The sequence below is a fragment of the Thiosulfativibrio zosterae genome, assembly GCF_011398155.1.
Lineage (GTDB): Bacteria > Pseudomonadota > Gammaproteobacteria > Thiomicrospirales > Thiomicrospiraceae > Thiosulfativibrio > Thiosulfativibrio zosterae.
In genome coordinates this window covers 1346114-1371504 of the sequence record NZ_AP021888.1, presented here as the reverse complement: position 1 = coordinate 1371504, position 25391 = coordinate 1346114, and the positions used below count along the sequence as shown (strand labels likewise).

The following is a 25391-nucleotide window of genomic DNA, read 5'->3' as shown; positions in this document are numbered from 1 at the left end:
AACTCACAAAAAAAAGGCTTCCAGTGGAAGCCTTTTGTTTTAAACCAGCAGTGACTACTCTTGATAACGGTTGGTAATGGGATAGCGGCGGTCACGACCAAAAGCGCGAGGTGTTATTTTAATACCCGGTGCCGATTGACGGCGTTTGTATTCGCTACGGTTTATCATTTGTATGACACGGCGTACTTCGGTTTCATCATAACCATAGGTTTCAACGATTTGCATGGGGCTAAGGTCGTGTTTGACAAACGCTTTGATGATATTGTCTAAAATCTCATAATCAGGCAATGAATCTTGATCGGTTTGATTGGGACGCAATTCGGCAGATGGAGCTCGGGTAATCACTCTTTGCGGAATCACCGGTGACAAGCTGTTGCGATAATTGGCTAATCGATACACCAAAGTTTTTGGCACATCTTTTAAGGGCGAGAATCCACCGACCATATCACCATAAAGCGTTGAATAACCCACCGCTACTTCACTTTTATTACTGGTCGCTAATACTAAACGCCCGGTTTTGTTTGAAATAGCCATCAGCAAAGTGCCGCGAATTCTGGCTTGTAAGTTTTCTTCGGTTAAATCAGGTTCATAGCCTGTAAAGCGTTCCGATAGAACATTTTCTAAACCGCTATAAATTGACTCAATCGGCAAAGACTCATAACGAACACGCATGGTTTTGGCTTGTTCTGCGGCATCTAACTGGCTGATTTGTTCGGTATAACGAAACGGCATCATCACCGCTTCAACATTTTCAGCGCCCAAAGCATCTACCGCTATGGCTAAGGTTAGCGCGGAATCTATGCCACCCGAAAGCCCTAACAACGCACCTGGAAAGCCGTTTTTCTGGATATAATCTTTAACGCCTAAAACCAAGGCTTGATAAACACGCGCTTCATCTTCATACAATTCTGCCTGTTCACCTGGCATCACTGCTATGGCATCTAATTGCTTAAGAATAGACACAGTGGTTAGAGATTCTTTAAACTCTGGTGCTTGAACTTGAATTTCCCCATCGGCACTGACCGCGAAAGATCCACCATCAAACACCAAATCATCTTGGCCACCGACTTGGTTGACATAAATGATGGGTTTTTTTACTTCTGATACACGACGCTTTACCACCGCTAAACGATCTTGATGTTTTTCAGACGAGAAAGGAGAGGCATTTAGATTAAGCAGTACATCGGCACCCGCAGACGCAGCTTGCTCGCTAGGAGAAAATTTCCAAATATCTTCGCACACCAAAAGTCCAAACTTAACGCCACGGTACTCCAAAACACAGGGCAAAGAGCCTGGCGAAAAATAGCGTTTTTCATCAAAGACACTGTAATTAGGCAAGTTTTGCTTCATATAGCTGCCTTGAATCACACCCTTTTCAATCCAGGCAGCCATATTATAACGGTCGCCTAAATCATCTTGCATGGGGTAACCAACCACTAAAACCACATCGGTTACAGCTTCACATATTTGAGTTAAGGCTTGATTAACTTGGGTGTATAAACTGGGGCGCAACAATAAATCTTCTGGCGGATAACCGGTGATGGTCATTTCTGGAAACACCACGATATCAGCATTGTGTTGGGTTTTGGCTTGTTGTGCAGTTTGGATAATACGCGCAACATTGCCCGCAATATCACCCACCACCGGGTTTATTTGCGCCATGACAACCATAATATTTTCTGACATAGTGAGTGTTTCCTTTGCGTCGCTAAACCGAGTTTGTCTGAATTAAGCTTTAAGTCTTGCCGCAATGGCTGTTCCCAGTTCTGCGGGTGAGCGCACAACTGTCACGCCAGCGGCTTCTAAGGCTGCAAATTTTGCCTCAGCCGTTCCTTGACCACCTGACACGATTGCCCCAGCATGCCCCATGCGTTTACCCGCAGGAGCTGTGACCCCAGCAATATAAGCCACAACAGGTTTGGTTACCTTGGTTTGAATAAAGGCGGCCGCATTTTCTTCGGCTTGTCCACCGATTTCACCCACCATAATAATGCCTTGGGTTTGAGAATCTGCCTCAAACAAACGCAAACAATCGATAAAGTTCATGCCATTAATCGGGTCGCCGCCTATGCCCACACAGGTGGATTGCCCCAAGCCGACTTGGGTGGTTTGATGCACAGCTTCATAGGTTAAGGTACCCGAACGAGAAACGATACCGATACTGCCTGGCTGATGAATATGCCCTGGCATAATACCGATTTTACAGCCTTCTCCATTGACACCTGGTGTAATCAAACCTGGGCAATTAGGACCGATTAAATAAGCATCGGACTTTTCTAAGACCGCTTTTACTTTAATCATATCCGCCACGGGAATGCCTTCTGTGATACAGGTAATGACTTTAATACCCGCCATAATGGCTTCAATAATGGAGTCAGCGGCAAAGGCCGGTGGCACATAAATCATCGAGGCTTCTGCGCCCGCTTGTTCAACCGCTTCTCTCACCGTATTAAAAACGGGCAGACCTAAATGCGTTTGACCGCCCTTGCCTGGTGTCACACCGCCAACCATTTTAGTGCCATAAGCCATGGCTTGTTCTGAGTGAAAAGTGCCTTGTTTACCGGTAAAACCTTGGCAAATGACTTTGGTGTCTTTGTTAATTAATATACTCATGCCTTCACTCCTGCGGCAGCCACAGCTTGTTGTGCGGCATCGGTTAATCCTGTTGCGCTGATAATGCTCAATCCACTTTGGGCTAACAATGCACGCCCTTGTTCAACATTGGTACCTTCTAAACGCACCACCACCGGAATGGTCAACCCAACTTCCTTAACCGCCTGAATAATGCCTTCAGCAATCAAATCACAACGCACGATGCCGCCAAAGATATTGACCAAAATCGATTTCACTTCTGAGGAGGACAAAATCAATTTAAATGCTTCAGACACTCGCTCAGGCGTTGCGCCACCACCTACATCTAAAAAGTTAGCCGGCTCGCCACCATAGAGTTTGATCAGGTCCATCGTCGCCATTGCTAGACCTGCACCATTCACCATACACCCAATGTTACCGTCTAGGGCAATATAGTTAAGTTGGTGCTCCGAAGCCTTGGCTTCGCGGGTATCTTCTTGCGAAAAGTCACGAATTTTAACCAGGCCTGGTTGTCTGTAAAGGCCATTGGAATCAATATTAACCTTGGCATCTAGGGCAATTAATTGATTGTCAGTTGTAACCACTAATGGATTTATTTCTAACAGCGCTATGTCTTTGTCTAAGGCTAACTGATAAAACTTTTGCATCATTGAACCGAGTTGTTTAAAGGCATCGCCGGTTAACCCCAAGGCAAACCCAGCTTCTCGCATTTGGTAAGGCATCACGCCCACCACAGGGTCTATGGGGAAATTGAGGATTTTTTCAGGAGAATGCTCGGCAACTGCTTCAATGTCCATGCCGCCTGCGGCTGAAATCACAAATGCGTAGCTTTTGGCTTCTCGGTCAACCAATAAACTTAAATATAATTCTTCTTGGATTTGTAGTGTTTGTTCAATTAACAGACTGTTGATCGGTAAGGCTTTTCCAGCGGTTTGAATGGTGGCCAAAGAAGACCCCAACAAGCTAGCAGCAACTTCATGAGCTTCTGTTGCGGTTTTAACCAACTTAACCCCACCGGCTTTACCGCGTGCACCCGCATGAATTTGCGCTTTTACAACCCAGCCATCGCTGTTGATGGCATTCAATGCTGCGTCTAATTGTGAAAGTTCCGTGATTAACTGTCCAGCAGGAACCGCTATGCCGACTTCTTGAAAAAGAGCCTTGGCTTGGTATTCGTGTAAATTCATTTCAACCCTTTGAAGAATTAAGTGAGATGCAAAAAATTACGCTTATTTTATGAGTTTTGCCCTACAAATGCATTATTTATCGGGTAGGATATGGGTTTAGTTGCTATAAACAACCTGACAATTTAAGGAAAAATATGCGCGCTATCCTTTTTTTACTGTTGATTGTTCTGATATTTTTGGTCGTTCGCTTTACTTTACAACGCATTCGATTCATTCGCGCTCAACAAGACGCCGAAGCCAGAGCTCAAGAACATGCGCAAAAAGTCGCCGCAGAAACCATGGTGATTTGCCAAGTGTGCCAAGTGCATTTACCGCAAAATGAAGCCATCCAAGATGGAGATGCTTTTTATTGTAGCGAAGCACATCACCAGATGGCTAACAAGGCTCAATCTTGATAAATGGCTTTGATCGTTGCGCTAAAAACAATGACTTTATCTGCTAAGGGGTGATTAAAATTGATGGTCACCTCATCACCATTCACGGCGATAATCGTCCCAGGAACTTCATCACCCGTTGGGGTGTCAAAACCAATCACATGACCCAAGCTTAAAGGCATATCTGCCGGAAAATCACTTTTGGGCATGACTTGAAAGTTATTTGGGTCACTACGGCCAAAGGCTTGTTCTGGAACTAAAGTAAATTTTGCGGTGGTATCCACTTCTAAACCAATCAACAAATTCTCTAGTTGCGGCAATAACTGTCCATCGCCGATTTGAAAACTAAAGACTTCTCCCTCAGCGGTTTTTTCAATCAGTGGGCCATCAAATACTGACAGCTCAAATTCTATATCCAGACGAGAATTTTCTGTGACTAATAGGACTTGAGATTCGGAGGTTTGGTTCATTGCTTAATCCTTTTTGCGGGCGTTTTAGTGGTTTTTTCGCCAGAAATAAAAGTGCAGTTGCGCCCTGCTTGTTTGGCTTGATAAAGCGCCTCATCCGCAGCTTTCATGACTTGCGTGGGTTTTTTATGTGTGTCATCACGGGCAGCAACCCCAAAACTAACGGTCACCTTAACTTCGGTCATTTTATTTTTAACAGGCACTTTGAGTTTCATGTGTTCAATCGCTTGGCGAACTTGTTCGAGATAGGGTTTTGCTTCTTCAGGTGTTTTACCTTTGAGCACAACCGTAAACTCCTCACCACCATAGCGATAAACGGATCCCGTTTCAATCATGGCGAGATTATCTGCCACAGCTCGTAACACCACATCGCCAATATCATGCCCATAGGTATCATTAAATTTTTTGAAATGGTCAATATCCATCATCGCAATAGAATATTTTCGACCGAGCCCCATAAAGGTTTCAAATAGGGCTCGTCGCCCCTTTAAACCCGTGAGTTCATCAACATAAGCCATGTGATGCGCATCAAAAATAATGGCCAATAAAATCATCAACGCCGATAAGCTCGACACCCATGCCATCACACCATAGGTTTGAAAGTCATTCAAACCAATCATCAGCAGAATTAGCACTAAAATCAGCGTGTTATCAAGCACTTTTAAGCGTTGGCACATGGCATTTCGGGTCAGCATTAATAATAAAATCACTAATGAGATGACCATGCCAATCATTGGGATTTTAATGGCCATTGAAATATTTTGCACCGGCATGGATAAATGTTTAATCAAATCAATCGGTAAGCCTTCTAACGCCCAGAAAAAAGTCACGCCTAGCATGGCAAAAATGCTGGCTGCCGAGAATAGATAGGGTTTATTTTGAATGCCCCGCTCAGGAATAATGAGCCAAACAAAAAAACTCAAGGGCAATAGAATGGTTAATAAAGGATAGGCAACTTGAGCGCTGATGTCGTGACGCTCTTGCCCCAAAAAGTAAAAAAGCATGGCATTTAAGGCCATTAATGTGAGCAAAATCATCACAGGCTGGGCTCGGTTTAACCAAACCGCAATAAACACGCCTAATGCGGAAATCACATAAGGCGCCATCATCAGCAAAGACTGCCAAGCGATTGGCCAGTGTTGAATTTCAGTTATTTGAGAATAGGCAAACCACATTAAAGGCAGTTGCCAGATTAAATGAATCATTTAACTTAAAGCCAAATTAATATTTACCGAAAATTGAGAATTTTTTCTCGGGTTTTTCAGCGCATATAATTCGCCATTCCAAAACAAAATCACAGCCACCAGGAGAAGCACATTGGGCATGATCTTGTCCAAATTGAGCATGCTTACTGGCTTGTTTTAAAAGAATGTCATAACCTTTAGGGCAAGCATCTTCAGCGGCCGATGCTAAAGATCGGCTTTCAAGGGCTTGTGGAGGCTCATGATAAAAGTCTTGCAACAAAAATCTTTGCTCCCCATCCTCGGCTTGCAGAGCTTGAGTTTGCACAGAGCTACAACCGGTGAATAAAAAAAGCACTGCTAAAGTGCCCACTAAACTGGATAAAGTTGCAATTTGTTTCATGAAATTCTTTTAATTTAAACGTTATTTGACAACTGAAATCGGCATTTCTTTAATACCAATTTCACTGATGACATAACAAAGATTGGTATGAAGTTTTTTTCCGTTTATTAATAAAGAAGTCCCGTATTGGTCCTCTGGATTTAAACGAATACTGCCTTGATACGATTTGATTAATTGGCCAGTCATGCAAGAATAAAGTTCGACCTTTCGATCCAAACCTATCCAATCTGATTGAATATTTTTAGCGCTGTTTGACACTTTTTCACAACCTTGAAGACTGAGTAATAGCGTCAAAAAAGAAGACATTAAAATAAATTTTTTCACATGACAACCTTTAAGTAGATACCTTTGTGTTATTGCTGCGGAATGCCCGCTTCGTCCGTTTTAGGTTTAACGGGTAAGTAGCCTTGTTTTTCAGTATCTTCTTTGATTTTATCCAATGAAGTATTTTCCCCTTCTTTGTAGGCTTCTTTTGCATCATCGGCAATACCACCCGCCGTTGCTTTAGTGCCTTCCCATGCTTTTGCGGCATCTGCTTTTACATCATCCCAAAAACCAGCTTGCGCAGTTGTCACTACTGAAAATAACAATGTTAAAGTTAAAGCAATTTTTTTCATGTTTTTATCCTTGTTGTTAGTCAACCCAATTTTGATACCCGTTGATTTTAAGGCTTTTAAGTTGTTATTACTAGACATCAACAGAGTTATTGATTCTTTCCTGTTAGCCACAAGTGCAAATGTTCTCAGAATTGCCTATAATCATTACTTATATGTAAATAGTAATAGATTCTATTAATCCTAGATAAAATTTTCTTATAATAACGATATTGCGGTGATTCATCGCATCCGTCTAACCATGATTCAATATGAGGTTACCAGGTTATGAACATTACCATCTTAGGCGCGGGCTTTGCAGCTCTAACAGCCATTAAAGAAGTTAGAAAACAAGCACCCAGCAGTATCATCACGGTGATAGCGCCTGAAAAAGAAATGATTTATTACCCCAGTTTAATTTGGATTCCGGCAGGTATTCGCACTGGAGATGACCTTCGTATTAATCTGCACAACTTTTTCAATCGCATGAATGTGCAATTTGTGAAAGCCCGTGTTGAAGATGTTATAGACGGAGGCCGCACGGTCAAAACGGATCAAGGTGATTTTAAAAATGATGGTCTGATTATTGCCTCAGGTGGTCGTTTTATTAAAAAATTGCCTGGCATTGAAAATGCCATCACGCCTTGTGAAGGGATTCCTGCCGCTGAAAAAATTAAAAGCCGTTTAGACGCTTTGAGTGGTGGCACCATTGCCATTGGATTTGGGGGCAACCCTAACGAGCCTTCTGCCATGCGTGGTGGGCCAATGTTTGAATTCTTATTTGGCATTGATAACTTACTACGCAAGCAAGGTCGCCGTGACAAGTTTAAGATTATCTTCTTCAATCCGGCCGCCAAACCTGGGATGCGTCTAGGCGATAAAGTACCCGCTGCCGTATTAAAGATGATGCAAAAGCGTGATATCGAAACGCATTTAGGTCATAAGATGGTAGCCTTTGAAGCCAACAAAGTGAAAACCGAAGGTGGTGAATTCCACGCAGATTTGATTTTGTTTATGCCAGGAATGACTGGCCCTGCTTGGTCTGCTAACTCTGAAATTCCAAAATCAGCAGGTGGATTAATTTTAGCTAACGAACATTGCCAAATTCCGGGTTACAGCCACACTTATGTTGCAGGCGATTCTGGGAGTTATCCTGGGCCAGACTGGCAGGCCAAGCAAGCACACATGGCAGATTTGCAAGCCTTAGCATCAGCTCGTAATTTGATTAAAGAATTAAAGGGTGAAAGCGACTTTGAAACCTTTAAACATGAATTGGTCTGTATTGTCGATACCTTAACTCACGGCGTATTAATTAAGCGCACCGAAAAAGGCACCATTATGTTGCCTCCTTGTCGTTTGATGCATTATGCCAAGCGCGCCTTTGAATGGTTTTACACAAGACAATATCGTTAATATTTACAAACAGTTAGGATTAAAATGAAACAATCTATTTTCAAAGAAAAATACCCAATTTTTACCTTAGAAATTTCTAAAGAAGAATGTAAGTTTGCCAATGTGCCTGCTATTTTAGATTTTCTAGCCGCGCAAATTGATGCTCATGCTAAGGCAGTTAATATTGCCCGCTTTGACCATTACAGCCACACTAAAAATATCAATGGTGAAATTAACCCTGCTATTTTAGATGCGCAAAACATCATTCTTTGTTTTGGGATGCAACTGCCAGGTGCAGAACCTGTGGCTGTTCGCCCTCGCTCGATTGGTGTGACTGAGTTTGCAGACAAATTTGTCGTCAACTTTATGGAAGCCCCTAACCCTATCGCCAACGAAACCATGGAAGCATGGGTTAAACAATTGGTCAAATAAGCTGACATTAAAAACAGCTAAAACAAAAAAACCGGGGCAACCCGGTTTTTTGTTAAGGTGTGTTTATCAATAACTCCAAAAGTAGGGAATTAATACCGACAAGGCCCCAATTAAACCACCAAAAACGCCACCCCAAACCACCAGCCAACCCAGATGTTCATGAATCATGTTTTGAACCATCTCTTTAACCACTTGCGGCGTTAATTCTTCAAGTCGAGCATCAATAATATTAGCAACCTTAGATTGAATGCTGCTCATCACCGAAGGCTGATCAACTTCTTGTTTGAGCAACTCGTGAAACTCTGCTTTTTCAGTCATTTCAATCAAAGACTCTTTTAGGTTAATCACAAAAGGTTCTTTTAAAGGCGTTAAAGCACATGCTCCACCAAACATGCTAAGCATACTGCCAAAAGAAGACTGCATAATCACTTCAACCAGTTTGTCAAAGGCTGGCTCAAGATTCACTTTTTCAATGACAGGCGCTAACTGCAGCGTTGGCATTGCAGTGTTTGAGTTGCTCATGAATCGATCAATATTTTCTTGAGTAAAAAACTGCGACATCATTAGGTGTTTAATCGCTGCTTTAAAAGCCTCAAAACGCGCAGGAATAACCCCAGAACCGACCAGGCCTGGTACTTTTTCGAACAGCATATGAATCGCTAAAGCATTGGTTAAAGCACCAGACAAGGCAAATAGACCAACCCAAATTAACAAAGAGTTCTCAAGGATTAAACCGGCTGCTAAGATGAAAAAGGCAATTAAATTGGTTAAAAAACTTTTATCCATAAAGTCCTCTAAAATTTAAAGAATGGATTTAAGAGATGAAACTCTGATTATAAAGTTTGATTCTCAGCAATGACAAATGCTACGGCATGATTTTTTTCATCACTGACACTGATTGACCAATGCGTTATGCCCAGTGAATTGGCTTTTTCAAGCGTTTTATCGGTCAGAATAAGATAGGGTTGGCCAGATGCTTGGTGGGCAATGGTCATATCATGAAAACAAACGCCTTGGCTAATGCCAGTGCCTAAAGCCTTAGAAACCGCTTCTTTTAAAGCCCAGCGTTTGGCAAGTAATCGCTCGGGGAAGCGGTGTTTGGCTAATTCAAGCAGTTCTGTTTTTGAGAGCAAGCGTTTGGCAAACGCTTCCCCTTGGCGTTGATACACCTGGGTAATGCGTTCTATCTCAACAATGTCAGTGCCGATGCCAACAATCATAGTCACAAACTGCTTTGAATCTTTTAACCTAAGTAAGCTTGCTGTCTTGCTTCAACCATCAAGCGCTTCATTTCTGAAACGGCCGAAGGTAAACCACTGAAAACGGCTTGGGCAATGATGGCATGACCAATATTGAGCTCTTCAATTTCGGTGATGGCGGCAATGGCTTGCACATTGTGATAATGTAAACCATGACCCGCGTTAACCACTAAACCAATCGATTTGGCATAAACGGCCGCTTCACGAATGCGCTGTAATTCAGCGGCAATTTCGGCAGGTTTTTCCAGTTCAGCATAGGTACCGGTATGCAACTCGATTACCGGTGCGCCCACCGCTTTTGCCGCGTCAATTTGTGTTTTATCAGGGTCAATAAACAAGCTGACTCTTGAACCGATTTCTGCCAATTTTGCACAGACTTCTGTCAACCAAGGTTGCTGACCAGCCACATCCAAGCCGCCTTCGGTGGTTAACTCTTCGCGTTTTTCTGGCACTAAACAGACATCTTCTGGGTGAAATTGCAAAGCAATGTCTAACATTTCTTGAGTGGCCGCCATTTCCAAATTGACCTTGGTTTGACGCATGGCACTGATGCGTGCCACATCATGGTCTTGAATATGACGGCGGTCTTCTCTTAAATGCAGTGTAATGCTATCTGCCCCTGCCATTTCTGCATCAAGTGCTGCTTTAATCGGGTCTGGGTAACGGGTGCCTCGTGCTTGTCTAAGTGTGGCAACATGGTCAATATTTAACCCAAGAAAAATAGGATGCATCGTGGTAATTCCTTATAGAAAAGTAATTTAAGACTGAAATAAAGCGCGTGTTTGTATGGGTTTGCCGCCCAAATAATGATTTAGCAGGTTTCTAAATAATCTTTTCCATTCCTGCATGCAACTTTCACACGGCTCAAACTGCGCGAATTGTAACAAACATTGCCCTGAAATTTGACTGCCAAAAGCACTCAACTCTGAAGACTGACTGGCTGTTGTTTCAAGCACTGCGCCCAACTCTGGATAAAAGCGATATTTTAAATGCGCTTCAATCGGCAACTGTTGCGTATCAAAAGACAATTCAAATGCGATGCCAAGTGACATTAACAATTCATATTCAAACTGGCGTAGCGCCCAAGCTTGAGCGTGCCTATCTTGGGCAATGGCCAAATCATAGAGGGTTTGCTGATAAATTTGATATAAGGATTCAACAGGCACTTGAGGATATAACAAACGGTACAGTAATTCATTGACATACAAACCACAAATATTGGCTTCACCCTGCAACGGAAAGCGAATTTGTGTGGGCTCAAACTGATGAATATTAACCAGGCCTGGTTGTTTTTGAAGCCCTTTTTCAGTCCAGCGCACTCGGATTTCTTGAAAGGGCTGGCACCAGGCTTGTTTGATGGCAGCTGATTTGCTTTTGCTTCTGACCCCTTTTACCAAAGCATTGATTTTGCCTTGATCAGGGGTAATGAGCGTCAATAATAAACTGGTTTCTTTGTAAGGTCGGCTGTGTAAAACCAACGCCACCTGTTCAATTTCGAGAGCCATCGCAGCGGCCTAATCTCTTTCAATACCCATGGGTAAAATGGTTACCCAGAATGGGTATCGTTGTAACCCAAACTGGCTAAAGCGCGTTCATCATCTGCCCAGTTTTCTTTAACCTTAACCCATAATTCTAAATGCACACGACCTTCTAGCAAGGTAATTAAATCTTTACGAGCTTGAGTTCCAATTTGCTTAATCATGTCGCCCTTAGCCCCAATGACGATGAGTTTCTGGCCTTCGCGCTCTACCAAAATCAACGCATTGACTATCCAGCGCCCTTCAGCCTCATCATATTTAAACTGCTCGATTTCAACCGTAGCGCCATAAGGTACTTCCTCACCCAAAACACGCATGAGTTTTTCACGCACGATTTCAGAGGCTAAGAAACGGGTTGAACGGTCAGTAATATAATCCTCAGGGAAAATCATAGATTGATGAGGAATATACTTAAGCACTTCTTTTTCAATCAAATCGAGTCCAGATTTTTTATAAGCCGACACAGGGATTAAGGTTGTAAATTCAGCGTTTTCGCCAATTTTTTGTAAAAACGGGAAGAGCTCTTCTTTCTTTTTAAACTTGTCTATTTTGTTAACCAAAATCACCACTGGCACATCAATGGTTTTACACTTATCTGCAACAGCCTGATCTTCATGAGTCCAACGCCCTGCTTCCACCACAAACAATACCAAATCAACATCAGCAAAAGCACTATTGGCCGTTCGATTCATATAGGCATTGATTGAACGCTCGCCGCCTATGTGCATTCCAGGCGTGTCCACATAAACGATTTGATGCGTTGCTGTAGTGTGCACACCATGAATGCGGTGTCTAGTGGTTTGGGGTTTTGGAGAGGTGATACTTAATTTTTGACCAAGCAATTCATTCATCAAAGTAGATTTGCCCACATTGGGGCGACCAATCACCGCGACAAAGCCAGCTTGATAATCCTCAACAGCAGGGGTTTCTGGAGTTTCGGTCATTTTATTTCCTCAAGTTTAGACAAGGCTTGCTTAGCAGATTTTTGTTCAGCTTTGCGACGATTAGAAGCTGTGGCTTCAAATTTAGTGTTGAGTTTAGCCACATAACAAGAAATGGTAAACATTTGTGCATGGGCAGGTCCATTGACACTGATGACACTGTACTCAGGCAAAGGCTCTTGCATAGACTGTAAAAGTTCTTGTAACCGAGTTTTAGGGTCTTTGCCGACTTCTTTTGGATCTAAGTCCTCTAAACGAGAAACATAAATGCGTTTTACAAACTCACGACATTCATCTAATCCACCATCCTCATAAATAGAAGCAATAATGGCCTCAACCGCGTCAGCAATAATTGACAAACGGCGGAACCCGCCACTTTTGAGCTCACCCGGGCCGAGCTTTAAAAACTCACTGAGATTAAATTCTTTACCAATTTCAGCCAGGGTATCACCTTTGACTAGGTGTGCACGAATACGACTCAAATCGCCTTCCGAAATTTTTTCAAATTGGTGATACAAAATATCAGCAATCATGAAATTGACCAGACTGTCGCCTAAAAACTCTAGGCGTTCATTGTTTCTTGCACCCACACTGCGGTGTGTTAAAGCACGCAATAAAAAGTCTTTATTTTGATAGGTATAACCCAAAGCTTTTTCTAAGCGTTGAATTTTAGCCTGTTGCTCAAATGTCATAGATTCAGAAGTCACACTAATTTATCCCACGGCCTATGCGATTAAAGTGAACGCCATCATCCCAGTTCATCCAAATACCAAAGGCTTGACCCTTGATATTTTCTTCAGGTACAAAGCCCCAAAAACGACTGTCATTACTGTGGTCGCGGTTATCGCCCATCACAAAATAATGGTCTTCTGGCACCTTGATGGTGTTCATGTCTAAACTAGATTTATCCATGTCTAACAAAACTTGATAGGTTTTTTGATCGATATTGGTTTCTTCAACCTGAGAAGCGCCATCCATCATTTTTCCTGACCCTTGCCCTACATAAGCACCCAACATCTTTTGGTTAACCACTTTACCATTCACAAACAAGGTTCTGCCAACATAGGTAATTTCATCACCGGGTAATCCAATCACACGCTTGATGTAATCCACATTTGGGTCTTTAGGAAACTTGAAAACAATCACATCCCCTCTTTCAGGCAAACTCACAGGAATCACCTTGGTCTGCAAAACAGGCAGTTTGACGCCGTAGGCAAATTTATTGACCACAATAAAATCACCAATTTCGAGCGTTGGATACATAGACCCTGATGGAATTCTAAAAGGTTCTAAAACAAAAGAACGCAATGCCAAGACAATAATGAAAACGGGGAATAATGAACGCGAATACTCAACCAATAAAGGTTCTTTTTCACCGGTCACAGAACGATCACGCTTTGGCTTCCATACCATCTTATCAACGAAGTAAATCATGCCTGTGACAGCGGTCACTATGACTAAAATGAGTTCAAAATTCATCCCTATTCCTTAATTCATTAATCTTCGCTGGTGTTCAACACCGCTAAGAAGGCTTCTTGCGGTAAATCAACACTGCCGATAGACTTCATGCGTTTTTTACCTTCTTTTTGTTTTTGTAGTAGCTTCTTCTTACGCGACACATCGCCACCGTAACACTTGGCGGTTACATTTTTGCGCAACGCTTTAACATTGCTACGACCAATAATTTTAGCCCCGATGGCGGCCTGAATGGCCACATCGAACATCTGTCTTGGAATAATATCTTTCAATTTTTCAATCAACACCTTACCGCGCTGAACTGCCATGCTTTTGTGCACGATAATCGCCAAGGCATCAACTGGCTCACTGTTTATTAAAAAGTCCATTCTAACCAATTGATCTGCTTGGAATCTTAAAAATTCATAGTCCATCGAGGCATAACCACGACTGGTTGATTTTAAACGATCAAAGAAATCCAATACAACTTCGTTTAAAGGCAATTCATAATTGATTGAAACCTGATTACCGGCATAAGACATATCTTTCTGTACACCGCGTTTTTCTAAACACAGTTTCATCACTGACCCAACATAGTCTTGTGGCACCAAGATATTGGCACGAATTATCGGCTCACGAATTTCATCAATTAAGCTAGGATCGGGCAAACTGGATGGGTTATCTATTTTTAAAATATCGCCCTTTTTGGTCAGCACTTCATATACCACCGTGGGAGCGGTAGTAATCAAGTCCATGTCGTACTCACGCTCTAAGCGTTCTTGTACGATTTCCATGTGCAGCATTCCAAGGAATCCGCAACGGAAACCAAAACCTAAGGCATCAGAGCTTTCTGGCTCAAAATGAAGCGCGGCATCATTTAAACGCAGTTTGCGCAGGGCTTCACGCAAGTCTTCATAATCTTCTGAACTGATGGGGAATAAACCAGCAAATACACGGGGTTGCACAGGTTTAAAGCCGGCTAAAGGCTCGATATTATTGCCCGCTAGGGTAATGGTATCACCCACTGGCGCACCATCTATGTCTTTAATACCAGCAACCACAAAACCGACTTCACCCGCTTTTAGGAATTCTGTTTGAGTCAATTTTGGCGTAAAAACGCCAACCGAATCTACCAAATGCTCTTCTTGGGTAGAGATGATTTTCATTTTGGTTTTTTTACCAATCTTGCCATCAATCACGCGCACCAAAGACACTACGCCCAAGTAATTATCAAACCAAGAGTCGATAATCAAGGCGCGTAACGGAGCGTCTAAATCGCCTTCTGGTGGTGGAATTTTTTTAACGATTTCTTCAAGGGTTTCTTTAATGCCAATACCGGCTTTAGCAGAACAATGCACAGCATCATGGGCTTCAATCCCAATGATTTCTTCAATTTCATCCACTACACGCTCTGGTTCAGCGGCAGGCAAATCGATTTTATTTAACACTGGCAAAACTTCTAAACCTTGTTCAATCGCGGTATAACAGTTGGCTACGGTTTGCGCCTCAACCCCTTGCGAGGCATCTACTACCAAAATAGCGCCTTCACAAGCCGCTAAAGAACGCGATACTTCGTAAGAAAAGTCAACATGGCCAGGGGTATCGATAAAGTTAAGCTGATAAGTTTCACCATCGTCTGCTTTGTAGTAAAGCGTCACACTGTGCGCTTTAATGGTGATACCACGCTCTTTTTCTAAATCCATAGAATCCAAAACTTGCGCTGACATTTCACGGTCGGTTAAGCCGCCGCACAGTTGAATAAAGCGATCAGATAAGGTGGACTTTCCGTGATCTATGTGGGCGATGACTGAAAAATTTCGAATGTGTTTAATTTGTTGCTTTGCCATTAAAACCTCTAACAAAAAAGGGAGTCTGGTGAACTCCCTCTTTTAAAATAGAAACCCCAGAATCATTCCCAAGGCCTCAAAAAATTATGGGCGTATTTTACGCTAATTCCTTTTAAATCTCATTATTTTCGTGTGTTTAAGCGATTTACCTTAAGCTTTGCGAAGATATTTTTAATGCGGATAATAAAAAGGATGCTTTTAAAGCATCCTTTTAGAAGCACAAAATGGGTCATAAGCCACCTAAAAATAACCAGGCCTGGTTACTTTTAGGCTGTAAATGACCTGTTTTTTGGCTTTATTTAAGTACTAAAGGTAAAAACAACGAACGCTTATCTCGCACAACTCTGACAGGAATTGAGCGCCCTTTAGGTGCATTTTTGAGTATTTTAGTTAACTCATCAACCGATTTAACGGGCTGAAAGTTGATGGTGACGATAATGTCGCCCGGCATCATGCCCGCTTGTTGTGCCGCACCTTCTGCAAGGCGAACCACTCTAACACCAAAAGGAATGTTGGCGCGTTTAAGCACTTCTGCGTCCACTTCACCGAGTTCAGCATTGAGAGCATTACTTTCTAACACCGACTCACCGTTGTCAGCCATTTCATCATCGCCAATCGATTGTAATTTTACTTTTAACGATTTTTCTTCACCATTACGCAAAATCAAAATGGGCAGTTTTTTATCAAGCGGACTGGTGCCAACCACCGGTGGTAAATCTGAAGACTTATTAATTTTACGGCCGTTAAATTCTAAAATGACATCACCCGACTGAATACCCGCTTTCTCAGCGGCAGAACCTTTAACGGTTTCAGCAACCAGTGCGCCCGAGGGTTTTGACATTCCAAAAGATTTTGCCAAATCGGCAGTCACTTCTTGGACTTGTACGCCTAAGAAACCACGGCTAACTTTACCATTGCTTTTGATTTGCTCAACAACATGCATGGCAAGGTCGATCGGAATTGAAAAGGATAAGCCCATTGAACCGCCACTTTTGCTATATATTTGTGAGTTAACCCCGACCACTTCACCATTCATGTCAAACAACGGCCCACCTGAGTTTCCAGGGTTTATCGACACATCGGTTTGAATAAAAGGCACATAGGTATCATCTGGCAAAGATCTACCTAAAGCGCTGACAATACCGTGTGTCACGGTGTAATCTAATCCAAAAGGCTCGCCTATCGCTACCACCCACTGCCCCACTTTTAATGCAGCTGAGGATCCAATTTTGGCAATCGGTAGCCCAGTGGCTTCGACTTTAAGCAAGGCAATGTCTGTTCTGGCATCCGCACCGACCACTTTGGCTTTAAGCTCTTGGCGGTTACGCATACGCACCACTATATCGTCTGCGCCATCAATCACATGATTATTGGTCACGATATAGCCATCTTCACTGATGATAAATCCAGACCCTAGAGAAGAAACTTCTTCTTTAGGTGCTTCATCTCTAGGCATTTGACCATGTCCGCCTTTGCCACCTGGCAAACCAAAGAAGTAACGCAGCATTTCATCTGGAATGCCTTGAAACTGCTGTTGAGAGCGTGACACTTTTTTAGTGGTACTGATGTTGACCACCACAGGGCTGTTTTCTTCTGCCAGCACAGAAAAGTCAGGTAGTAAAACCATCGGCGCGGCTTGTGCATTGATGGGTAAGAGCAGTGCCCAAACGATCATCAGTCCACTGGCTGCTTTGAGGGTAGATTTCATCGCATATTTCATTATCATTTTAAATGACTCCAAATCTAGCTGATTTTAATAGAGCTATTACGGCTCAAGTTAATTAACATTAAACCCGTTTTATGTTTGAACAGATTTAAGAAATAATTGATTTTAAAGTTGGCTGAACGGGTTTATAAATCCAGCGCGTGACACCCCAGCCAGCAAACAAGCCTAAAAACCCGCCTAAAATGGCAGGCCAATCACTGCTAACGGCGTCTTTTAAAACCAGTTGTAACGCAAATGCGCCGACAAACAATCCTAGCAACGGCAAGCCATAAGCCATAAAGGAGTGCTTTATTAAGTCTGCCTCATTTAAAGATAACATTACTTGCTGCCCTTCTTTTGCGTTGAGCGTATTTAAAATTTTGAGCGGACTACTGGATTCGGGCGCAAACAATTTGGCTAGGGTTGAGGTGCCGCAGCCTTTTTCAGACTGACAACCAGAACACCCAGACTGGCGCTGTGTTTTCACCCAGATAAACGATTCATCCGCCATCACGACCTTACCAATAGCTTCTAATTCATCTGCATTTGTTAATTCTTGAGGTTGCATGGGGGGATCCTTTCAGATTTAAGGCTTAATACCTTGGTCTTTGTTAGTTTAGAGCATTCGTGATTAATGACCTATATGGTAACATAATTGTTATTTTTCAAGCTTTGCTAGGACACTTCCTTGATACCCGACAATAACACTCACCTAAATACTGATATTTTAGTCATTGGCAGCGGCATCGCAGGCTTGTCTGTTGCTCTAAAGCTGGCTAAACACTTCAAGGTTACCCTGCTGGCAAAATCAGATATTGCAGAAGGCAGCTCTCAATATGCACAAGGTGGCATCGCCGCCGTTTTAGATCCATTTGACAGCATTGATTCTCACATTCAAGATACCCTGAGTGCCGGCGCGGGGCTTGGGGATGTTGCGGCCATTCGATTAGTCGCCGAAAAAGCCTCTGGCGTAATTCATGAACTGATTGAACTGGGTGTGCCTTTTAGCAAAGATCAGATCGGCAACCAATATCACCTAACCCAAGAAGGTGGCCACAGCCATAGACGCGTTATTCATGCTGCTGACCATACTGGCAAATCCGTGATAGACACGCTGATTTCTGCGGTGACCAAACATCCCAATATTCGACTTATGCCCAATCACATGACCATTGATTTAATTTTGTCACAAGATAAATCCAGTTGTATTGGGTCTTATGCGCTTAATAAAAAAAGCCGAGTCATCAGCAGCATTACAGCAAATGTCACGATTCTGGCAACGGGCGGTGCGAGTAAAGCCTATCTTTACACCAGCAATCCGGATACTTCAACAGGTGATGGTATTGCCATGGCTTGGCGTGCGGGTTGCTCTGTGACAAACATGGAGTTTAACCAATTTCACCCTACTTGCCTGTTTCACCCAAAAGACCGTTCGTTTTTAATTTCTGAAGCGGTGCGTGGCGAAGGGGGTATTTTACGATTGCCCAATGGGTATGCTTTTATGGAGGACCATGACCCTCGCAAAGACTTAGCGCCTAGAGATATTGTGGCCCGTGCCATTGATGAAGAAATTAAACGCCACGGGATTGACTGTGTTTATTTAGACATTACCCATAAATCAGAACACTTCATTATTGAACATTTCCCCACCATCTATGCTCGATGCTTAAAAGTCGGGATTGATATCACCAAAGAACCGATTCCAGTAGTTCCCGCCGCGCACTACACTTGTGGCGGTATTCAAACCGATTTAAATGGCGCAACGGATATTCAAAATCTTTATGCAATAGGTGAAACCGCCCATACCGGACTGCATGGCGCGAATCGCTTAGCCAGTAATTCTTTGTTAGAAGGTTTGGTTTTTGCCGAAACAGCATATCAACACATTTTGGCAAACTTTCAAGAACGCCCAGTGATTTGCATTAAAGATTGGGACAGCAGTTTTGTCACCGACCCCAAAGAAAAAGTCACCATCAGCCATGACTGGGACGAAGTGCGCCGAGTGATGTGGGATTATGTGGGCATAGTGCGCCGTGATAAACGCTTAAAACGTGCGCTACAACGTATTGAAATTATGCAAGATGAAATTAATGACTACTATTTTTCTCATACGCTAAACACCGACCTGCTTGAACTGCGCAATTTGGTTCAAGTCGCTGAGCTGATGGTTAGGAGCGCCTTAAAACGCAAAGAAAGCCGAGGGTTACATTTTAACTTGGATTACCCTAAACAACTCAGCAAGGCCAAAAATACAGTGTTAAAACCCAAAAAACAAATTGCTGCTATTCAAAAATAGTCAGAGCTGTTACTTTTATAAGCCAAAAAAAAGAGCCTCACGGCTCTTATGTTTTTTAGCATGGTTTATTAACCGTTTCCAGTAATCACACCATCAGCATTGCTAGAAATTTGATCAATCAAGCCTTCACTTGCCAAGCTGTCAATATCCACCAAAATGACCATTCGGCCTTTTTTAGGTTTAGCATCCTGACCAGAAACCACTTGCGCGGCAGACTGCGAGTTGCTGTCAAAAATGGTACTCAAGCCTAAGATAAACTGGTTATCAATTGAGTTAGAAATATCAGGTGCAGCTTGAAGATTATTAACATCAAACTCATTTACATCAGACACCGCATCCACAACTAACCCAACAATACGCTCGCCTTGTTTAGTCAAAATATGAACAACAATGACTACCGTTGTTGCATTATAAGAAGCTGGCAACTTAAAACGGTCACGCAAATCTAAAATCGGCACGATGGTGCCACGCAAATCGATAACGCCTTTTACAAAAGACGGAACATTGGGTAAAGGGCTGGGAACTTGCCAACCACGAATTTCTTGCACTCGATTAATTTCAACCGCAAATTCTTCGCGGGCCAACTTAAAGGTTAAAAACTCTTTTTTTTCAGTTGCCATGATTTTATTCGTTCCTTTGCTTACGCTAATTTAATACTCGTGATATTACCGATAATTTTTACCTTATTCAAATAAAAATACCACTAAGGTCTACGAAACCTATTTATAGTTACCCAGGGCGTCTGCAAAAAAAACCGCATTTCGATATAATACAACGCTAAATTGTTAACCTTGCCTCTAAGGCATCTTTCAAAGAAAGGATAAATTCGTGATTAACCCGCAATGGCAAACATTTCTCGCCTCTCAAGGCGCCATATTTGGCGATAATTTCGGTGTAGACAGTTTTGGACACCCAGACCTAGAAAGATTCTTAATTAAAAATGGTCCCGTAATGACCAGCCAAGCCCATCAAGGTTTACTCAAATTAAGCGGTGAAGATACCTTTGCATTTTTACAAGGACAACTTTCAAATGACCTTAAAGATGTTACCGTTGAAAACGCTCAATTATCAGCCTATTGCGACCCGCAAGGGAATGTGCTCGCCATATTTCTAATTTTTAAGGTGGGCGACGATTTCTTTTTAAGCTTTGATGGCAGTCTAAAAGAAATCATTCAAAAGCGCTTAACCATGTTTGTTATGCGCTCCAAAGTCAAAATTACTGACGAATCTCAAAACCTTATTCGCATTGGTTTTGCAGGTGATTTTGCCGATTTAGATGTACAGCGTTTATTGGGCACAAAACTTAAAAATGAATACGAAGTTGCCCAGTTAGATAAAGAAGAAGCCAAAGCCACGTTGATTAAAGTGCCTGGCCCCTACCATCGCTATGAAATTTTTGCGGATGCGTCTTCTGCTGAGTTTATATGGAGCAAACTGCGCAGTAACTCGGAACAAACCAATCAACATGACTGGCAGCTTTTAAACATTGCTGCGGGCATTCCCAGTATCAATCTTCAAACGCAAGGCAAGCTAGTCGCGCAATTTTTAAATTTAGATAAACTTTCGGGGATTAATTTTAAAAAAGGCTGTTTTCCAGGGCAAGAGATTATTGCCCGCATGCACTACCGTGGCAAAGTCACTAAACGCATGATGCGTTTGAGATTTGATGAACCGGTTGATGTTAATATTGGTGAGGAGATTATCTTAAATGATGCCGCAGAAAAACATTATAAGTTTATGATTATTAATAAAAATCCTGACATTTTTAAAGGCTCTATGATGTTAGGGGTTGGAACGCTTAAACCGCTTGAAAATGTCACGGGTGGTTTAGCCACAGAATCTGGCGTTGCGGTTTCGATTGAACCTATGCCCTACGATTTAACCGATGAATAGGTCTTGATTTAACAATGTTAAGCCCATTAAAAAACCCGCGAGCGCGGGTTTTTTAATGTTTGTTAGAAAGGCTTAAATCATTCAACAGGACGCATATGTGGGAATAACAAAACATCACGAATCGATGCCGAATTGGTAAACAGCATGACCAAACGGTCAATCCCAATCCCTTCTCCAGCCGTTGGCGGCATACCATATTCCAAAGCAGTAATGTAGTCTTCATCATAATGCATGGCTTCTTCGTCGCCTGCATCTTTGGCTTCTACCTGCGCTTTAAAACGTTCAGCTTGGTCTTCTGCATCATTTAATTCTGAGAAACCATTGGCTAATTCACGACCACCAATAAACAACTCAAAACGGTCTGTCACTTCTGGATTTTCATCATTACGACGTGCCAATGGAGAAATCTCGGCTGGGTATTCAGTGATAAACGTTGGTTGAATCAACTTTTCTTCTACGGTGGCTTCAAAAATTTCTGTCACCACACGACCAATGCCGTAAGACTCTTCTATATGGCAATGTAATTTTTTAGCCAAAGCACGCGCTTGCTCCAAATCTTCTAGCTGTTCCATTGAAATACTGGGGTTGTATTTCAACACGGATTCTTTCATGGTTAAACGGTCAAAAGGTTTTCCAAAATCAAAGACTTGGCCTTGATATTCAAACTCTGTTTGACCTTTGGTTAAGACGGCTAATTCTTTAAGCAACTCTTCGGTATGATCCATTAAGGTTACATAATCTTCATAGGCTTCATAAAACTCAACCATGGTAAATTCTGGATTATGGCGTGTTGATAACCCTTCGTTGCGGAAGCTACGGTTAATTTCAAACACCTTTTCAAAACCACCAACAATCAAACGCTTTAGGTAAAGTTCTGGCGCAATACGCAAGAATAAAGGCATATCTAAAGCATTGTGATGCGTATTAAAAGGTTTAGCCGAAGCACCACCGGGAATTACATGCATCATGGGCGTTTCAACTTCCATAAACCCTTTGCGGGTTAAGAAGGCACGCACATGCGCCACAATTTTGGAGCGCATTTGAAAAACATCACGGCTTTCTTGATTGACCATAAGGTCAATATAACGCTGACGATAACGAATTTCTTTATCGTGCAAACCATGGAACTTATCAGGCATCGGACGCAATGACTTAGTCAATAATTCGATACGCTCGACATGAATCGATAACTCACCCGTGTTGGTTTTAAACAAGAAACCTTCTGCGGCAACAATGTCACCCAAATCCCATTTTTTAAATTGTTCGTTGTAGAAGTTTTCAGGCAAATCATCACGAGTTACATAAATTTGAATACGCCCCGACATGTCTTGCAAAGTGGCAAAACTGGCTTTACCCATAATACGACGCAACATCATACGCCCCGAAACCTTAACGCGAATTGGCTCCATCTCTGCCATGGCTTCTTTCTCTATGGCATCATATTTTTCATGCAAGTCCGCTGCCATAGCATCGCGTCTAAACTTGTTTGGATGCGCATTGGCTGGGCAATCTTTTCTGAGTGCAGTGAGTTTAGCGCGTCGTTCAGCGATAATTTTGTTCTCATCAACTGCGACCGCTTCTGGCGTATTTTGATTGTCGTTTGACATGATTTTTCCTTAAACTTTGCCTGAAATTTGACCAGGCCTGGTTAAAATTGAATACTTTTTAAGGCTTTTTGCCTTGTTTTAAACGCCAGCTTTGAGCGACGCAATAATAAACTGATCTAGGTCGCCATCTAACACCGCACTGGTGTTGCCGGTTTCAACGCTGGTGCGCAAATCTTTAATACGCCCAGAATCTAACACATAAGAACGAATTTGACTGCCCCAGCCGATATCCGATTTAGAATCTTCAAGCGCTTGTTTCTCGGTATTACGCGCCAGCATTTCTAGCTCATAGAGTTTGGCTCTGAGTTGTTTCATGGCTTCGGCTTTGTTTTGATGTTGTGAACGACCATTTTGACATTGCGTGACTGTATTGGTTGGCAAGTGGGTAATACGCACGGCGGATTCTGTTCGGTTAACATGCTGACCACCCGCCCCACTGGCACGATAAACATCAATTCGCAAATCGGCTGGGTTAATATCAATTTCAAAACTGTCATCAATTTCTGGCGAAACAAACACCGACGAGAAAGAAGTATGGCGTTTTGAGTTAGAGTCAAACGGTGATTTACGCACCAAACGATGCACACCCAGCTCGGTTCTTAGCCAACCGTAAGCATAATCCCCTTGCACATGAATGGTGGCGCCTTTAATGCCTGCCACATCACCATCTGAGATTTCCATGATTTCGGCTTTAAAGCCTTTACGGTCGCACCAACGCAAGTACATTCTGAGCAACATATTCGCCCAGTCTTGCGCCTCAGTGCCGCCTGAACCTGACTGGATTTCAAGATAGGCATTATTGGGATCCATTTCACCAGAGAACATGCGTTGAAACTCGAGCTTTTCTAATTTCTCACCCAGCTCATCCAGCTCCACGACCGCCTCATCAACCATGCCTTGATCATCGTCCATCTCAGCTAACTCAACGATTTCTTTAATTGAAGAAAGCCCATCTTCTAACTCAAGAATGGTTTCAACAACCACTTCGAGTTGCGATTTTTCTTTGCCAAGTGCCTGTGCATTCTCTGGATTATTCCAGACATCAGGGGCTTCTAACTCGCGTGAGACTTCAACTAAACGCTCTTGCTTAGTATCAAAGTCAAAGATACCCCCTAATCGTCACGGTGCGTTCAGAATAATCTTTGATACGGTTGTAAATGGGGTTTAATTCCATGGCCATAACTGTTAAAAACTCATTAGAAAAATAAAAGCGGAATAATACCACATGCACACCTTTATCGAATAGGCTAAGAAACTCATTTAAAACAAAAATTTATCTAAAGTTTCTTAAAATGCAGCCGCTAACTTATTTGCAAACCTAGATTTTTGAATAACTGAATGTCGAAAGATGTCATTGAATGCTTTTAGGTTTACAATGAATTCACATTAGTTTTAAGAGGAAATGGCCATGTCTATTCCACAAATTCCAAACAGCGTTAACGCCTACCAAAAAATGGCCGGCCTTACTCAAACAACATCTGAAAAAACCCAAATTGATTATTCATCTATCAGCCAAGGCAAGGGTGAACTCAAAGTGGATCAGATGACGATTCGCAATGAAAAACAAGCCAGCTTAGTAGCGCATTTGTTTGGGAATGGCGAAACCCAAAACGCCGAAAATGGTCTAAAAATGACCTATCAAGCGGCTATTGAAAAACTCAACGAAAAATTCAAAGCCGAACTGGGTGATGCTTATGGTGACAATGCCATTACTCAAGAAAACTTGGACAAACGCGGCATCGAATACTGGAATCCAGAAAACACTTCAGCAAGAATTGTGAATAGTGCCACCGCCTTTTTAAGCGGCTTTCAAACTGCACATCCTGAACTACAAGGTGAAGAGTTAATGAACAAATTCTTAGAAGTAGTTGGCGGCGGATTACAACAAGGATTTGACGAAGCACAAAATATCTTGTCAGACCTCAAAGTGTTTGATGGCCTCGTTAAAGATAACTTTAGCGCCACCACTGACCTTGTACAAAAAGGTATGGAAAACTTTAAAAACCAATATTTAGGGATAACACCAGAACCTATTCCTGAAGAAAACAATCAAGCTGAATAGCCTACTAACATAATGATTGAATATTAAAAAACCGCTTTAAGCGGTTTTAAATTTGAAGTCTATTTTATGTAAACAAACTCAAAAAGTGAAACTGATTTGAGAATCGCTTTGACGAAAATTAAGTTTCAATCGATTCAAAAACTGTACCTTCCTATCCAGCTCAACCA

27 protein-coding genes are annotated in these 25391 nt (G+C 42.3%); 6 read left to right on the top strand and 21 right to left on the bottom strand.

Annotation, left to right across the window (positions count from 1 at the left end; translation table 11 throughout):
* Window positions 1-54: 54 nt before the first annotated feature.
* The 3 genes from THMIRH_RS06275 to sucC are packed head-to-tail and all read right to left on the bottom strand — an operon-like array spanning window position 55 to window position 3779.
* On the bottom strand, window positions 55-1686 hold the full coding sequence (locus THMIRH_RS06275) for an NAD+ synthase (protein WP_173291282.1): 1632 nt from the start codon (window positions 1684-1686) through the stop codon (window positions 55-57).
* Between the two features lie 42 nt (window positions 1687-1728).
* Window positions 1729-2613: a succinate--CoA ligase subunit alpha gene (gene sucD, locus THMIRH_RS06270; protein ID WP_173291281.1), complete on the bottom strand. Its 885-nt coding sequence runs from the start codon at window positions 2611-2613 to the stop codon at window positions 1729-1731.
* Window positions 2610-3779, bottom strand: a complete 1170-nt coding sequence (sucC, locus tag THMIRH_RS06265; RefSeq protein WP_173291280.1) for an ADP-forming succinate--CoA ligase subunit beta — start codon at window positions 3777-3779, stop codon at window positions 2610-2612. The genes sucD and sucC overlap by 4 nt, the downstream gene beginning before the upstream one ends.
* 134 nt (window positions 3780-3913) lie before the next feature.
* Here sucC and THMIRH_RS06260 point away from each other — a divergent pair, with 134 nt between their 5' ends.
* Window positions 3914-4174: a PP0621 family protein gene (locus THMIRH_RS06260; RefSeq protein ID WP_173291279.1), complete on the top strand. Its 261-nt coding sequence runs from the start codon at window positions 3914-3916 to the stop codon at window positions 4172-4174.
* Here THMIRH_RS06260 and THMIRH_RS06255 read toward each other — a convergent pair.
* The 5 genes from THMIRH_RS06255 to THMIRH_RS06235 are packed head-to-tail and all read right to left on the bottom strand — an operon-like array spanning window position 4165 to window position 6821.
* Window positions 4165-4623, bottom strand: coding sequence for an FKBP-type peptidyl-prolyl cis-trans isomerase (locus tag THMIRH_RS06255; RefSeq protein WP_173291278.1), 459 nt, complete (start codon window positions 4621-4623; stop codon window positions 4165-4167). The genes THMIRH_RS06260 and THMIRH_RS06255 overlap by 10 nt on opposite strands.
* A complete protein-coding gene (locus THMIRH_RS06250; protein WP_173291277.1) occupies window positions 4620-5825 on the bottom strand; it encodes a GGDEF domain-containing protein in 1206 nt (401 codons plus the stop codon). The genes THMIRH_RS06255 and THMIRH_RS06250 overlap by 4 nt, the downstream gene beginning before the upstream one ends.
* A 16-nt stretch (window positions 5826-5841) precedes the next feature.
* Entirely contained in the window at window positions 5842-6204 is a 363-nt protein-coding gene (locus THMIRH_RS06245) for a hypothetical protein (protein WP_173291276.1), read from the bottom strand.
* 21 nt (window positions 6205-6225) lie between these two features.
* Window positions 6226-6528 carry a hypothetical protein gene (locus THMIRH_RS06240; protein ID WP_243831393.1) on the bottom strand — a complete coding sequence of 101 codons (303 nt, stop codon included), beginning with the start codon at window positions 6526-6528 and terminating at the stop codon, window positions 6226-6228.
* A 29-nt stretch (window positions 6529-6557) separates the two neighbouring features.
* Window positions 6558-6821, bottom strand: a complete 264-nt coding sequence (locus tag THMIRH_RS06235) for a hypothetical protein (protein ID WP_173291275.1) — start codon at window positions 6819-6821, stop codon at window positions 6558-6560.
* Between the two features lie 264 nt (window positions 6822-7085).
* On the opposite strand from THMIRH_RS06235, the gene THMIRH_RS06230 reads away from it, so the two are divergent.
* Window positions 7086-8210 carry an NAD(P)/FAD-dependent oxidoreductase gene (locus tag THMIRH_RS06230; protein WP_173291274.1) on the top strand — a complete coding sequence of 375 codons (1125 nt, stop codon included), beginning with the start codon at window positions 7086-7088 and terminating at the stop codon, window positions 8208-8210.
* Between the two features lie 24 nt (window positions 8211-8234).
* Entirely contained in the window at window positions 8235-8621 is a 387-nt protein-coding gene (locus THMIRH_RS06225; RefSeq protein ID WP_173291273.1) for a DUF6858 family protein, read from the top strand.
* 66 nt (window positions 8622-8687) lie between these two features.
* On the opposite strand, the gene THMIRH_RS06220 is transcribed toward THMIRH_RS06225, so the two are convergent.
* From THMIRH_RS06220 to THMIRH_RS06175, 10 genes are all read right to left on the bottom strand, one after another.
* Window positions 8688-9407, bottom strand: coding sequence for a DUF445 domain-containing protein (locus THMIRH_RS06220; protein ID WP_173291272.1), 720 nt, complete (start codon window positions 9405-9407; stop codon window positions 8688-8690).
* 47 nt (window positions 9408-9454) lie between these two features.
* Window positions 9455-9841, bottom strand: coding sequence for a holo-ACP synthase (gene acpS / locus THMIRH_RS06215; RefSeq protein ID WP_173291271.1), 387 nt, complete (start codon window positions 9839-9841; stop codon window positions 9455-9457).
* Window positions 9842-9864: 23 nt separating this feature from the next.
* Entirely contained in the window at window positions 9865-10611 is a 747-nt protein-coding gene (gene pdxJ / locus THMIRH_RS06210; protein WP_173291270.1) for a pyridoxine 5'-phosphate synthase, read from the bottom strand.
* 27 nt (window positions 10612-10638) lie between these two features.
* Window positions 10639-11385: a DNA repair protein RecO gene (recO, locus tag THMIRH_RS06205; RefSeq protein ID WP_173291269.1), complete on the bottom strand. Its 747-nt coding sequence runs from the start codon at window positions 11383-11385 to the stop codon at window positions 10639-10641.
* A gap of 41 nt (window positions 11386-11426) precedes the next feature.
* Window positions 11427-12362 (bottom strand): GTPase Era, encoded by a 936-nt coding sequence (era, locus tag THMIRH_RS06200; protein WP_173291268.1) that lies wholly within the window; start codon window positions 12360-12362, stop codon window positions 11427-11429.
* A complete protein-coding gene (gene rnc, locus THMIRH_RS06195) occupies window positions 12359-13051 on the bottom strand; it encodes a ribonuclease III (protein WP_173292417.1) in 693 nt (230 codons plus the stop codon). The genes era and rnc overlap by 4 nt, the downstream gene beginning before the upstream one ends.
* A gap of 16 nt (window positions 13052-13067) precedes the next feature.
* Window positions 13068-13838, bottom strand: a complete 771-nt coding sequence (gene lepB, locus THMIRH_RS06190; RefSeq protein WP_173291267.1) for a signal peptidase I — start codon at window positions 13836-13838, stop codon at window positions 13068-13070.
* Between the two features lie 17 nt (window positions 13839-13855).
* Window positions 13856-15661, bottom strand: coding sequence for a translation elongation factor 4 (lepA, locus tag THMIRH_RS06185; RefSeq protein WP_173291266.1), 1806 nt, complete (start codon window positions 15659-15661; stop codon window positions 13856-13858).
* 295 nt (window positions 15662-15956) lie between these two features.
* Window positions 15957-17387, bottom strand: coding sequence for a DegQ family serine endoprotease (locus tag THMIRH_RS06180; RefSeq protein WP_243831392.1), 1431 nt, complete (start codon window positions 17385-17387; stop codon window positions 15957-15959).
* Between the two features lie 88 nt (window positions 17388-17475).
* The gene (locus THMIRH_RS06175) at window positions 17476-17934 is read right to left on the bottom strand and encodes a SoxR reducing system RseC family protein (protein WP_173291265.1); all 459 of its coding nucleotides are present in this window, start codon (window positions 17932-17934) and stop codon (window positions 17476-17478) included.
* 120 nt (window positions 17935-18054) lie between these two features.
* On the opposite strand from THMIRH_RS06175, the gene nadB reads away from it, so the two are divergent.
* The gene (gene nadB / locus THMIRH_RS06170) at window positions 18055-19662 is read left to right on the top strand and encodes an L-aspartate oxidase (protein ID WP_243831391.1); all 1608 of its coding nucleotides are present in this window, start codon (window positions 18055-18057) and stop codon (window positions 19660-19662) included.
* 68 nt (window positions 19663-19730) lie between these two features.
* Here the strand turns inward: nadB and THMIRH_RS06165 are convergent, their stop codons facing one another.
* Window positions 19731-20282 carry a chemotaxis protein CheW gene (locus THMIRH_RS06165; RefSeq protein WP_173291264.1) on the bottom strand — a complete coding sequence of 184 codons (552 nt, stop codon included), beginning with the start codon at window positions 20280-20282 and terminating at the stop codon, window positions 19731-19733.
* A gap of 208 nt (window positions 20283-20490) precedes the next feature.
* Between THMIRH_RS06165 and ygfZ the strand changes: the two genes are divergently transcribed.
* The gene (gene ygfZ, locus THMIRH_RS06160) at window positions 20491-21555 is read left to right on the top strand and encodes a CAF17-like 4Fe-4S cluster assembly/insertion protein YgfZ (protein ID WP_173291263.1); all 1065 of its coding nucleotides are present in this window, start codon (window positions 20491-20493) and stop codon (window positions 21553-21555) included.
* Between the two features lie 77 nt (window positions 21556-21632).
* Here ygfZ and lysS read toward each other — a convergent pair whose 3' ends face one another.
* Together lysS and prfB are read right to left on the bottom strand one after the other, a co-directional pair.
* A complete protein-coding gene (gene lysS, locus THMIRH_RS06155; protein ID WP_173291262.1) occupies window positions 21633-23162 on the bottom strand; it encodes a lysine--tRNA ligase in 1530 nt (509 codons plus the stop codon).
* Window positions 23163-23240: 78 nt separating this feature from the next.
* A protein-coding gene (gene prfB / locus THMIRH_RS06150; RefSeq protein ID WP_173292412.1) for a peptide chain release factor 2 occupies window positions 23241-24336 on the bottom strand; the annotation gives its coding sequence in 2 pieces (ribosomal slippage) (window positions 23241-24263 and window positions 24265-24336; 1095 coding nt in all).
* A gap of 234 nt (window positions 24337-24570) precedes the next feature.
* Between prfB and THMIRH_RS06145 the strand changes: the two genes are divergently transcribed.
* On the top strand, window positions 24571-25224 hold the full coding sequence (locus tag THMIRH_RS06145; RefSeq protein WP_173291261.1) for a DUF5610 domain-containing protein: 654 nt from the start codon (window positions 24571-24573) through the stop codon (window positions 25222-25224).
* The last annotated feature ends 167 nt before the right edge of the window (window positions 25225-25391 follow it).

Excerpts from the sequence above, each read along its gene's own strand:
- sucC (WP_173291280.1), bottom strand. The coding sequence starts at position 3,779 with ATGAATTTACACGAATACCAAGCCAAGGCTCTTTTTCAAGAAGTCGGC.
- THMIRH_RS06250 (WP_173291277.1), bottom strand. The coding sequence starts at position 5,825 with ATGATTCATTTAATCTGGCAACTGCCTTTAATGTGGTTTGCCTATTCT.
- THMIRH_RS06225 (WP_173291273.1), top strand. The coding sequence starts at position 8,235 with ATGAAACAATCTATTTTCAAAGAAAAATACCCAATTTTTACCTTAGAA.
- THMIRH_RS06255 (WP_173291278.1), bottom strand. The coding sequence starts at position 4,623 with ATGAACCAAACCTCCGAATCTCAAGTCCTATTAGTCACAGAAAATTCT.
- sucD (WP_173291281.1), bottom strand. The coding sequence starts at position 2,613 with ATGAGTATATTAATTAACAAAGACACCAAAGTCATTTGCCAAGGTTTT.
- THMIRH_RS06245 (WP_173291276.1), bottom strand. The coding sequence starts at position 6,204 with ATGAAACAAATTGCAACTTTATCCAGTTTAGTGGGCACTTTAGCAGTG.
- THMIRH_RS06220 (WP_173291272.1), bottom strand. The coding sequence starts at position 9,407 with ATGGATAAAAGTTTTTTAACCAATTTAATTGCCTTTTTCATCTTAGCA.
- recO (WP_173291269.1), bottom strand. The coding sequence starts at position 11,385 with ATGGCTCTCGAAATTGAACAGGTGGCGTTGGTTTTACACAGCCGACCT.
- THMIRH_RS06260 (WP_173291279.1), top strand. The coding sequence starts at position 3,914 with ATGCGCGCTATCCTTTTTTTACTGTTGATTGTTCTGATATTTTTGGTC.
- rnc (WP_173292417.1), bottom strand. The coding sequence starts at position 13,051 with ATGACATTTGAGCAACAGGCTAAAATTCAACGCTTAGAAAAAGCTTTG.
- lepB (WP_173291267.1), bottom strand. The coding sequence starts at position 13,838 with ATGAATTTTGAACTCATTTTAGTCATAGTGACCGCTGTCACAGGCATG.
- acpS (WP_173291271.1), bottom strand. The coding sequence starts at position 9,841 with ATGATTGTTGGCATCGGCACTGACATTGTTGAGATAGAACGCATTACC.
- THMIRH_RS06175 (WP_173291265.1), bottom strand. The coding sequence starts at position 17,934 with ATGCAACCTCAAGAATTAACAAATGCAGATGAATTAGAAGCTATTGGT.
- lysS (WP_173291262.1), bottom strand. The coding sequence starts at position 23,162 with ATGTCAAACGACAATCAAAATACGCCAGAAGCGGTCGCAGTTGATGAG.
- THMIRH_RS06230 (WP_173291274.1), top strand. The coding sequence starts at position 7,086 with ATGAACATTACCATCTTAGGCGCGGGCTTTGCAGCTCTAACAGCCATT.
- era (WP_173291268.1), bottom strand. The coding sequence starts at position 12,362 with ATGACCGAAACTCCAGAAACCCCTGCTGTTGAGGATTATCAAGCTGGC.
- THMIRH_RS06235 (WP_173291275.1), bottom strand. The coding sequence starts at position 6,821 with ATGAAAAAAATTGCTTTAACTTTAACATTGTTATTTTCAGTAGTGACA.
- THMIRH_RS06180 (WP_243831392.1), bottom strand. The coding sequence starts at position 17,387 with ATGATAATGAAATATGCGATGAAATCTACCCTCAAAGCAGCCAGTGGA.
- THMIRH_RS06165 (WP_173291264.1), bottom strand. The coding sequence starts at position 20,282 with ATGGCAACTGAAAAAAAAGAGTTTTTAACCTTTAAGTTGGCCCGCGAA.
- THMIRH_RS06145 (WP_173291261.1), top strand. The coding sequence starts at position 24,571 with ATGTCTATTCCACAAATTCCAAACAGCGTTAACGCCTACCAAAAAATG.
- lepA (WP_173291266.1), bottom strand. The coding sequence starts at position 15,661 with ATGGCAAAGCAACAAATTAAACACATTCGAAATTTTTCAGTCATCGCC.
- THMIRH_RS06275 (WP_173291282.1), bottom strand. The coding sequence starts at position 1,686 with ATGTCAGAAAATATTATGGTTGTCATGGCGCAAATAAACCCGGTGGTG.
- pdxJ (WP_173291270.1), bottom strand. The coding sequence starts at position 10,611 with ATGCATCCTATTTTTCTTGGGTTAAATATTGACCATGTTGCCACACTT.